Raw genomic sequence first — 10121 nt, forward strand, 5'->3', positions numbered from 1 at the left:
TTTTATGTGTGACAGGACAAGCAAAAACGAAAACCGTATTCTAACCATTTCAGCCCTTTTGGCATCTGGGTTCGCTGCTGGTGGTATGGTACTTGGCTTGCTTGTAGGCTCAATTGTCATCGTTTTTGACGGTGTTTACTCTTTGGTCAGCTTACTGTTAACTTTATTGTCACTGGCCGCTTCTTACTATATTAACAAGCCTTCAAAATCTGTATTCCCATTTGGAAAAGCGGTCTTAGAACCAATCGTTATTGCGATAAAAGCAGCCGTCATTTTAGTGGTTGTAAGCTTCTCTCTCTACTCTGCGATATCAGCATTGATGTCTGGAGGTCGCGAGGTCGATGCTTCTATTGCGACCTTATTCGGCATCGTGAATGTTATCGGCTGTGGTTACGCTTGGTGGTTTATGGCGAAACGCAGCCGCCGCTTCTCATCAGGCTTGATTGAAGCGGAGAAAAAACAGTGGCAAATGGATACTCTGCTAAGTGTGGCGGTGACCGTAGGATTTATCTCGGCTTGGGCTGTTTCACTAACGCCATTCTCTGAGTATGCGGTATATGCCGACCCCATGATGATGGTTTTAATGGGCTTTTACTTCCTCAAAGTACCGTTCGATATGCTAGTAGGTGCCTTACGTGAACTACTAATGATGACACCAAGCAAAGAGCTGTGTCAGAGCGTTGGCAAAGATGTTCTTGAGATTGAAAAAGTGACTGAGCATCAATTGAAACTGGCTGGCGTAACGAAGGTGGGCCAAGAGCTACGAGTAAATGTGGACGTACATATTGATGACGACACATTGGAGCTTGATACACTAGAGCACACTCGTAAGCAGCTTATCAAGCGACTGTCGAAGCACAGATTCAAGCTTCAACTACACTTGAACGTCGCTTATTAGAGTGCCACCAAAGAGCCGTTAAAACTCAATAAAAAGCTCCCAATCTCGGGAGCTTTTTTAATTTTTTCGATTTAGTTGCTTCGTATTCGAATACAGCTCGCAAGGGAGATCTGTTCGTTGCTCACTTAAATTCTCTGATCTCGTTGGTAACTTACCCAGCCGCTTCGCGCTTCTCTTTGGTGACTAACCAACACATCAGCGAGCCCACCGTTACCATCACAACGCCCTGCCAAAAGCTATGGCTCAGAGTTACGCCAAGAATAATGGAAGAAAATAAAGCGGAAAAAATGGGCGTGAAGTAAGACAAGGTGGCGAGAAAAACCATATTGCCGCCAACGATCGCGATGTTCCATAAACCATAACCACCAGCCATTAAAGCCGCAGAAGCCACTAAGTACCCCACCGCTTCCCAACTGAATGTCATTGGTGGCTCATCCGTAAACGCATATTTGACCCAAAGCGAAACAGCTGTTGCAATGAAAAACAGGGTAATCGCATTATGTTTAGATTGCTGCCTTTGGGTTAAGTTGCAATAAAAAGCCCATATAACCGCGCCAGCGAAAGCCATAAAATACACCAGAGGGTTACTACTAACATTGGACATGATCTGAGTTATGGATAAGCCATTCTCACCGCTCACAGTCCAAGCAACCCCAACAAACGCCAGCGTAACTGCGGGATAAAGCAACCAGTTTGTTTTTTTATTGCTGCCAAGGACCGCAAATAAAACCGTCAGTGCGGGCCAAAGGTAGTTGACAATCGACACCTCAATTGCCTGCGCACGCGAGTTGGAATATCCCAAAGATAGAGCGAGAAATATTTCATAGCAGACGAACATCGCACCACCAAGCACAAGATACTTGGGAGAAAAGTAAGACAACTTTGGAATACCGACCACGATAAGAAGGAAAACAGAGCTGAGAGAGTACAACATGGCTGCCCCACCTACAGGACCTAAACTCTCCGTAACCAACCTCGCGATGCCAAGCAGACAACTCCAAGAGAGAATCGCGATACAACCATAAAGTGTGAAACGAAATTGCACTGATTTCATGTGACCTACCACTCACGAATGCCAAAGGAAACGTCAGCTTAACTCAAAAATGATCAGGTTCAACGTACTGTTTTATAAAAATCAGTATAAAAATCATTCTATTAAGCCGTTGGAGTTGATATGAAACATTTTCTGCCCTCTAGTGTTATGCTTACACCCTTTGTTGTGCGCTACTATGATGAAGATGACAACGAGAGTGAAAACGTTAAAACACACTCGGAAACGCATGGTCTAGATAGCGAAGAGCAATCTAAGGAACGTTCAGAGTAAAGGAATCCAAACATGAAAAAAGTCGCAGTCATTTTAAGTGGTTCAGGCGTTTACGACGGTTCTGAGATCCACGAAGCAGTGTTGGCGCTCTACGCCATCGAGAAAGCAGGGGCAACTTGGCACTGCTTTGCACCTAACATTGACCAACTCCACGTCATCAATCACCTAACTGGTGACGAAATGGATGAAACCCGTAACGTCTTGATCGAATCAGCTCGTATCGCACGCGGAAACATTGACGATGTTGCCAAACTTAACGTTGATGAATACGATGCCCTACTGCTTCCTGGTGGATTTGGTGCTGCGAAAAACTTAACCGACTTCGCCGTTTCAGGTGCAGAGTGCTCCATTAACACACACGTAGCTCAAGCTTGTCGCGCGTTTGCTAATTCGAAAAAACCAGCTGGCTATCTGTGTATTTCTCCTGTCATTATTCCGATGATTTATGAGCAAGGCGTGAAAGGAACGGTAGGCAATGATGAGGCAGTCTCAATAGCATTTAATCAAATGGGCGGTGAACACACCACGTGCCCTGTCGAAGACATCGTTTTTGATGAAAAACACCTCGTACTTTCAACCCCTGCTTACATGTTGGCAGAAAATATCTCTCAAGCGGCCTCAGGTATCGAAAAGTTAGTATCAAAGCTGATTAAAATAGCTTAATTATTAGTAGTTAGCTTATAAAACACTTCCCTATCCCCATTGATAATTAAGTTATTAATGGGGGTTTTTTATACTTTAGTCGAATTTAGAGATATATCCGCGTCAGAAGTCAATTTTTGCCAATCGTTTGCGTCCATAATTTCATATTTGTTCTACTTTATATCAGTGTTGCACTTATACGCAGTGCAACAAGATCACTGTCACAGTTTTTCTCTTGCAAGTACCTCTAAGTAGGTAAACTTGCTTCAGATCAACTTCAATCTGGAAACGAATGTGCGACAGTAAATGGCAAATTAAGAAAGATTATTAAAAATAACGACGGAGCTATCCAATATGACAAGTGCATTTTTTATCCCTACGGTAAACCTAATGGGCGCTGGTTGTTTGAAAGACGCAGCAGACAGCATCCAATCTCAAGGCTTTAAAAAAGGTTTGATCGTTACGGATAAGATCCTTAACCAAATCGGTGTAGTCAAACAAGTTCAAGACCTTCTCACTGAGCGCGATGTAGCAACCGTTGTGTTTGATGGCACTCAACCAAATCCAACTATCAGCAACGTTAACGACGGCTTAGCACTTCTTACTGATAACGAATGTGACTTCGTTGTCTCTCTAGGTGGTGGTTCACCACACGACTGTGCGAAAGGTATCGCGCTTGTTGCTTCTAACGGCGGCAAAATCGCAGATTACGAAGGCGTAGACCAGTCTGCAAAACCAATGATGCCACTTATCGCAATCAACACGACGGCAGGTACTGCATCTGAAATGACGCGTTTCTGCATCATCACTGACGAAGAGCGTCACATCAAGATGGCTATCGTTGATAAGCACACAACACCGCTTATCTCGGTAAACGATCCAGAGCTAATGCTCGCTAAGCCTGCTTCGCTAACTGCGGCAACAGGTATGGATGCCCTAACTCACGCGATTGAAGCTTACGTATCTATCGCGGCAACACCAATCACTGATGCGGTAGCAATTAAAGCGATTGAGCTTATCCAGGCTTATCTACGCACAGCAGTGAAAAACGGTGAAGATCTAGAAGCTCGTGAACAAATGGCATACGCGCAGTTCATGGCGGGTATGGCATTCAACAACGCGTCTCTAGGTTACGTACACGCAATGGCACACCAGCTAGGTGGTTTCTATGACCTTCCACACGGTGTTTGTAACGCGATTCTTCTACCTCACGTACAGCGTTACAACGCGCAAGTATGTCCTGAGCGTCTACGTGACGTAGCAAAAGCAATGGGCGTAAACGTAGAAGGCATGTCTGCTGAAGCAGGTGCAGCGGCAGCAATCGACGCTATCGTTACTCTAGCGAAAGATGTGGGTATCCCAGCAGGTATCAAAGAGCTTGGTGCGAAACTAGAAGACATCCCAACACTAGCAGACAACGCACTGAAAGACGCTTGTGGTTTCACTAACCCTAAACAAGCAACTCACGAAGAAATTTCTAAGATCTTCGAAGAAGCGATGTAATCTCGCTACATAAACAATTCTCTAGCCTTAATTCAATCCCCGATCTCGTATCGGGGATTTTTTACATTCATATACAAGTGAATCTCTGCCAAACATAGTCTTTTAGTGTTAGCTTTTAAGTATTAACACGATTCATATTGGAAGGAACCATGAGAACGATTGCTGCTGCCCTACTCACTTGTTTATCCTTTTCTGCCAACGCTGCCGAATACCGCGCGAACGAGGTGGCGAATGGATTTCAGATCCCTTGGGGGATCGAGTTTTTAGATAACCAACGCGTTATTGTCAATGAAAAGAACGGTACGGTTTCGTTGCTGGATATCAGCACAGGCAAACCTCAAAAGCTGTTTAACGTCCCCAATGTGAACACCAGTGGACAAGCCGGCTTATTGGATGTCGCGCGCGCACCGAATGCCGATAAGCAAAACCCGCAACTCTTCTTTACCTACAGCAAGCGCACGAGCAAAGGCAATACGGTGGCGTTAGCGACGGCGCAATTGCAAAACAATCAACTTGTGGGTTGGAACGATCTCTTTGTTGCTGATGCCATCACCGACACAGGGCGTCACTACGGCAGTCGACTTTCATTTGTAGACGACAAAGTTTACTTCTCAATCGGTGACCGTGGCGAACGTGATAATGGGCAAGACACTCAAACCCATGCTGGCAGTATTCTTCGCCTTAACCTTGATGGTTCGGTTCCACAAGACAACCCATTCAAACCTTCCGAAGCTCGTCCTGAGATATGGAGTTACGGGCACCGCAACCCACAAGGTATGTTTTACGACGAAGCAACTAAACAGCTGTGGTCGATTGAGCATGGACCACGCGGTGGCGATGAAATTAATCTAATCAAGAAAGGCGCAAACTACGGCTGGGCAAAAGTCTCTCATGGTAAAGAATATTGGGGACCGTTGGACGTTGGGGAAGCTAAGTCGTTACCGGGAATGGAAGATCCCAAGCTGGTATACATCCCTTCTATCGCACCCAGTAATATGATTTTGTACCGTGGTGATAAATACCCAGAATTGGACGGGAAAATCCTCGCAGGCGCATTGAAACTGGCGCACATCAACGTGGTTTCTATTGATAATGGCAAGCTCACCGAATCAAAAAGATTGATGGAGAGTCTTGGTGAACGAGTAAGAGATATAACCATCAGCCCCGATGGCTATATCTATTTTTCTACCGACAGCGGCAAAATCTTTCGTCTTGAGGAAAGGTAATCAAACACTAAAATCGTTAAGGCTATTTAATTTGTGACGTACTAGTGATTTATTTTCGTACAATCTAAGCAGAAGAATCTAAACTTAACAATAACCTTTTGTTTTTTAAAACGATAGTTCGGTTAAGTTGTACGAGGTCATTATGATTCCATTCCCTTTACAGCTCGATAAAATTAAAGCCGTGGTGTTTGATTTAGACAACACCTTGGTGAGTTCTGATATGAACTTCGGCGAATTGCGACAACAGCTTGGCTGTCCGCAGAGTGAAGATCTATTGGATTTTGTCGACGCACTTGAGCACCCTCATCATCGAGAGCACGCTCATAACGTGATATTTGATTACGAGATTTCTGATGCTGAGCAGTCTGCTCCAATGATTGGCTGCCATGAATTACTCGCCCACTTGCATCAAAATGAAATCAAAACCGCTATCGTGACGCGCAACTGCCAAATCGCCACGCAGCGCAAACTAGAGCACAACCAAATCTCTGTGGAGCGAGTCATCACTCGTGAATGCTTCCCGCCCAAGCCAGACCCATTGTCTTTACAGGTGTTGGCGAAAGAGTGGCGTTTGATGCCTGATGAAGTGCTTTATGTCGGCGATTACCTTTACGACTTACAGGCAGCGTATAACGCGCAGATGCCCTCTTGCCTTGTGCACCATGGGAATCAAGAAACCTTCAATGACTCAGCCTCGTTGGCGCTTAATGAACTCAGTGATTTATTGAGCCGTTTCGAATCCTTACCACGCAAATAAAGCACACACAAAAAATACGCAAACAAAAAAAGGGGCACCAACGTGCCCCTTATGACTTATTCCCGATTGTTTCATGCGTTCCCAAGGATTGCTTGGGTGATGCGCTGCTTAGCCTTGTAGGTAAGCGTTAAGCATCCACATTAATTTTTCTTGCTCACGGATGTAGTCACCCATCAATGCCGCTGTACCTTCGTCATCTGCTTCACCCGCGTTTTGTAGAATCTCACGCTGTTTTAGAAGTAGAACGCTAAAGCCTTGAACCAGACCTTGTACACACTCCTCACCAGAAGTCGCGTTTTGATGTTCTTTAATTTCACTTGCTTCCAAGTAGTTGCTGAATGCGTGCGCTGGCGTATGACCCAAAGTTAGAATACGCTCTGCAAGCTCATCGATTTTTGTTTGTAGATCAGTGTAGATCTCTTCAAATTTTACGTGCAGTTCGAAGAATTGCGCACCTTTAATATTCCAGTGGTAACCGCGAGAGTTCATGTACAACACTTGGTAATGCGCTAGCAGTTGATTTAACTGTTGAGCTAGTTGTGCTGATTGTTCGCTGTCTAGACCAATTAGGCTTACTTGTTTGTTCATAATCTTGCTCCTAGAAGGATGATACCAATCGTAGTAACTAACAATTCTCTTACTGGGATTGGTATAAAGTTTAAAAATTCTTTTGCAGTATTTGCTGCCGATGGAGTCATATTACGACTCCGGCTCGGTGAAGAGAATTTGGTTTTAACTATGATTTAAATAGCTAAATCCAATGAGCAAGTAGACGAATATCGGCGTATCATCCAACAAAAAGCCCCAACCCTTTTTGTGTAAAAAGGATTGGGCTTTTTTACTATTTGGTTAACGTTCAAAAGTAGATGAACAGACGTAAACCTTATCTACGCCGTTTTAAAAGTTGCCATCTGTTGATTCAGCTCGGTAACTTGCTCTTTTACTTGCAATGATGTCTCTGATGCACGTTGGCTGTTATTCGAAACCTCATCCACTGATTGAGTAATACCGGACATCAATCCAGTGATCGAATTGGTCGCATGAGATTGCTGCTCTGCCGCTGCCGCAAGCTCTGCCATTTGTTCATTCAAGGAACCTATTTGCTCAGTAGTAACAAGCAAACGAGTTACCGCTTTTTCAATGTGCTCAGCGCCCTGCTCCGCAAGTGATTGACTGTGTTCAATCTCCTCAACCACAGAATTGGTCGAGCGTTGAATCGCATTGATGATGCCGTTGATTTCTGTCGTCGATTGAGTAGTGCGCGTCGCTAACATGCGTACTTCGTCCGCCACAACCGCAAAGCCTCGTCCTTGGTCACCCGCACGCGCTGCTTCTATCGCGGCATTCAATGCCAGTAAGTTAGTTTGTTCTGCTAAGCCTTCAATCACCTCTGTAACTCGGCCAATGGCTTCGCTCTCTTTGCTTAACTGTGTTACTTGCGTACTCGCGGTTTCAATGCTGCCGTGCAAGCTTTCCATGGTGACTTTGTTTTGCTCTAAAGCATCACGACCTTGTTCAATCTCGCCTTTTGAGTCAGAAAGCTTCTGCACCGATTGATTGGCTTGATCTAGGGTGTTACGCGCGGCTAAAGCGATTTCATCCAATTGGCTTCCCATTTCAACAATGCTGGTCTGTTGCTTTTCTACATTCGCTGAAGTGACTTGCGCCGATTCCAACAAAGCTCCCATGCTGGTATCCACTTGGTGCGCTTTTTCACTCACCCCTGCCACGATGCTCGCTAACGATTGGTTCATGCGGTTAATCGAATCGGTAAGGTCTGCCAATTCATCTTTCCCAACAACGGTGAGCGGAGGCTGAGAAACGTCCCCTGAAGCGATCGTCTTTGCACGCTCCGATAAGTTTTTCACTCGACGACCAATGGTATTGCCCATGTATTTTGAAATCGCTACTGCGGCAAACAAAACCAATGCCGCTGCAATCAACATGGTGGTGAGTACGTTCTTGATCGACTGATTAATACCCTTTCCACTTTGATCAGCACGACTTTGCTGAGCCAATACGATCGTTTCTAAACTTTGGTCTAGGGCATCCGCTGCTGGTAACAGTTCGTTCGCCATCAGCAAGTTTGATTCGTTCCACTCTGGCGATTGACGCAATGCAATTACCTGCTCTGCTAAAGGAAAGTACAGTTGCTGCATTTCTTTAAACAGTGACCACAATGATTGGTCGTTATCAGTAAGCCTGTCGAGTTTACTGTCGATTTCCGCCACAGACTGATTGTGGTACTTAATCAAGTCGTGGTATTTGTCCAGATGATCTTGCTGCCCGTACAACAGGAAATCTCGCAGAGCAGACAGTGCATTGGCGAGCGAGGTATAGCTATCCGCGTAAACTTTAAACAAACGCTTTCTGTCTCCACCAAATGGGTTTCCTGACTCTTCATTGATTAAGCTTTGAAGCTGATCAAGTGCCACTTCTGCAATGGGTGCCGCTTCGTTAATAAAGAGGTTGTGCGCGGGTAAGTTCTCATCACTGTGGCTAAGTTCAATCAGCTTGTTCAAAGAGACTTTTACCGCGTCCCACTGGCTTTGAATCGCTTGAAAATCCTGTTCAGAGATCAGAGCCTGCAACGTTGGAAGCGACTCGTCTGTAGATGCCATGATATTGCGTACGTCCTCACTCAGACGTGCGCTCGCCTCTTCATCGCCACCTAGCAACATGTAGGCTCGAATAGAAGACAGCGACGCTTGAACGGACTGTTGGATACCGCGACTGGTGTCGACGGTCGGTAAATCGGATTTAAGTAACGAAGAGGCGTATTGCTCTACGGTAGTGACGTTGCGATACGTGAATACCGCTGATGCCATAAAAAGTACGGCTAGCAGCACAAAACTGAGCTGCAACTTCCCTGATATCGTAAGGTTCATCCATAAACTCCTGACAACGATGAGCCTTAAATATAACGATGTTTACAAAAATGTTAAATACTGGTATCAAAAGTTACTAAGAAAACCATGTAAATCACTATTTTAAGCCGATAAATAGGGCTTATTTGAAGTATGGTATGCGCTCACTACGTAAAATCAGATAATTAACGTAAGTCGTTTCTAAGCAGTCTTGATCCCACAACGAAAGAATCCGCTTAGTGGCGAAGTAGTAATCTTTATTACGCAGTAGCACACCCACCGTGCGGCTGAGCTGCTCAAAGCGCTGTTGCTCATTAGCAGAGATGTCATTGTCTTCATTTTGAATGATGGGCGCCAATCCATCGGCAAACCAGTTGTTCAGAATTTCACGCATCTCAAGTTCCGACTCTGGTACATCGATACTAGACAACTCACGATGCTGTGGTGGCGGTACTATGTACTTCGACGCTTTTGGCGAACTGACATAACGGTACATGTCGCTCCTCCTTGTAAATGACTCTTATACCCAAGTGACTTCAAGATGCAGGATTCAGAGCGTTGTCATTGATTCGGGGTCAAGGAAAACAACTCAGCGTAATAGTCAGCTCTTTCCAAGTTGTTTGACACAGAAGCCGAGTCAATGACACGCTCCCGAAGGGCGAGCTGTCTTGGTTTGTATACTTTGTTGTCGATTCTTGATTTAGACCCACTAGACCTTTAAATCGCCGCCGCGTCTACAAACCAAGCCATTCTCGCTGAACCTAACATCTCGAGGTTACTTGGGTATAAACTAACTAAGAATACTTTTCTCAATTTCCAAGTTTTTTTCTACAGCTCATAGAAAGAAGCCCAACAAAAAAGCCATGCAAAGTAGGCTCTGCATGGCTTTGGTTTGGGCAGCAAT

At 45.0% G+C, this 10121-nt stretch carries 10 protein-coding genes; 6 read left to right on the plus strand and 4 right to left on the minus strand.

Annotated elements, in window-relative coordinates; all coding sequences use genetic code 11:
- Positions 1 to 4 precede the first annotated feature (4 nt).
- Positions 5 to 898, plus strand: a complete 894-nt coding sequence (locus R7P36_RS12175; RefSeq protein WP_005389400.1) for a cation diffusion facilitator family transporter — start codon at positions 5 to 7, stop codon at positions 896 to 898.
- Between the two features lie 151 nt (positions 899 to 1049).
- On the opposite strand, the gene yddG is transcribed toward R7P36_RS12175, so the two are convergent.
- On the minus strand, positions 1050 to 1952 hold the full coding sequence (gene yddG, locus R7P36_RS12180) for an aromatic amino acid DMT transporter YddG (RefSeq protein ID WP_203345657.1): 903 nt from the start codon (positions 1950 to 1952) through the stop codon (positions 1050 to 1052).
- A gap of 120 nt (positions 1953 to 2072) precedes the next feature.
- Between yddG and R7P36_RS12185 the strand changes: the two genes are divergently transcribed.
- The 5 genes from R7P36_RS12185 (at position 2073) to R7P36_RS12205 (ending at position 6350) form a co-directional block, all read left to right on the plus strand.
- A complete protein-coding gene (locus R7P36_RS12185) occupies positions 2073 to 2222 on the plus strand; it encodes a hypothetical protein (RefSeq protein WP_017634379.1) in 150 nt (49 codons plus the stop codon).
- Positions 2223 to 2234: 12 nt separating this feature from the next.
- Positions 2235 to 2885 (plus strand): isoprenoid biosynthesis glyoxalase ElbB, encoded by a 651-nt coding sequence (elbB, locus tag R7P36_RS12190; RefSeq protein ID WP_154203939.1) that lies wholly within the window; start codon positions 2235 to 2237, stop codon positions 2883 to 2885.
- Between the two features lie 333 nt (positions 2886 to 3218).
- Complete coding sequence (yiaY, locus tag R7P36_RS12195) at positions 3219 to 4367, plus strand: L-threonine dehydrogenase (RefSeq protein WP_042521463.1); 1149 nt, start codon at positions 3219 to 3221, stop codon at positions 4365 to 4367.
- A gap of 149 nt (positions 4368 to 4516) precedes the next feature.
- Positions 4517 to 5593: a PQQ-dependent sugar dehydrogenase gene (locus tag R7P36_RS12200; protein WP_213899610.1), complete on the plus strand. Its 1077-nt coding sequence runs from the start codon at positions 4517 to 4519 to the stop codon at positions 5591 to 5593.
- 142 nt (positions 5594 to 5735) lie between these two features.
- Entirely contained in the window at positions 5736 to 6350 is a 615-nt protein-coding gene (locus R7P36_RS12205) for an HAD family hydrolase (protein ID WP_005388252.1), read from the plus strand.
- 108 nt (positions 6351 to 6458) lie between these two features.
- On the opposite strand, the gene R7P36_RS12210 is transcribed toward R7P36_RS12205, so the two are convergent.
- The 3 genes from R7P36_RS12210 to R7P36_RS12220 form a co-directional block, all read right to left on the minus strand.
- Positions 6459 to 6938 (minus strand): Dps family protein, encoded by a 480-nt coding sequence (locus R7P36_RS12210; protein ID WP_005388254.1) that lies wholly within the window; start codon positions 6936 to 6938, stop codon positions 6459 to 6461.
- Positions 6939 to 7237: 299 nt separating this feature from the next.
- Complete coding sequence (locus tag R7P36_RS12215) at positions 7238 to 9238, minus strand: methyl-accepting chemotaxis protein (protein ID WP_213899611.1); 2001 nt, start codon at positions 9236 to 9238, stop codon at positions 7238 to 7240.
- Positions 9239 to 9359: 121 nt separating this feature from the next.
- On the minus strand, positions 9360 to 9713 hold the full coding sequence (locus tag R7P36_RS12220; RefSeq protein ID WP_213899612.1) for a hypothetical protein: 354 nt from the start codon (positions 9711 to 9713) through the stop codon (positions 9360 to 9362).
- Positions 9714 to 10121: the final 408 nt, after the last annotated feature.

It is taken from the genome of Vibrio sp. 397, assembly GCF_033339395.1.
GTDB classification, from domain to species: Bacteria; Pseudomonadota; Gammaproteobacteria; order Enterobacterales; family Vibrionaceae; genus Vibrio; species Vibrio alginolyticus.

Coding starts and splice junctions, on each gene's coding strand:
- R7P36_RS12175 (WP_005389400.1), top strand. CDS start 5: ATGTGTGACAGGACAAGCAAAAACGAAAACCGTATTCTAACCATTTCA.
- yddG (WP_203345657.1), bottom strand. CDS start 1,952: ATGAAATCAGTGCAATTTCGTTTCACACTTTATGGTTGTATCGCGATT.
- R7P36_RS12185 (WP_017634379.1), top strand. CDS start 2,073: ATGAAACATTTTCTGCCCTCTAGTGTTATGCTTACACCCTTTGTTGTG.
- elbB (WP_154203939.1), top strand. CDS start 2,235: ATGAAAAAAGTCGCAGTCATTTTAAGTGGTTCAGGCGTTTACGACGGT.
- yiaY (WP_042521463.1), top strand. CDS start 3,219: ATGACAAGTGCATTTTTTATCCCTACGGTAAACCTAATGGGCGCTGGT.
- R7P36_RS12200 (WP_213899610.1), top strand. CDS start 4,517: ATGAGAACGATTGCTGCTGCCCTACTCACTTGTTTATCCTTTTCTGCC.
- R7P36_RS12205 (WP_005388252.1), top strand. CDS start 5,736: ATGATTCCATTCCCTTTACAGCTCGATAAAATTAAAGCCGTGGTGTTT.
- R7P36_RS12210 (WP_005388254.1), bottom strand. CDS start 6,938: ATGAACAAACAAGTAAGCCTAATTGGTCTAGACAGCGAACAATCAGCA.
- R7P36_RS12215 (WP_213899611.1), bottom strand. CDS start 9,238: ATGAACCTTACGATATCAGGGAAGTTGCAGCTCAGTTTTGTGCTGCTA.
- R7P36_RS12220 (WP_213899612.1), bottom strand. CDS start 9,713: ATGTACCGTTATGTCAGTTCGCCAAAAGCGTCGAAGTACATAGTACCG.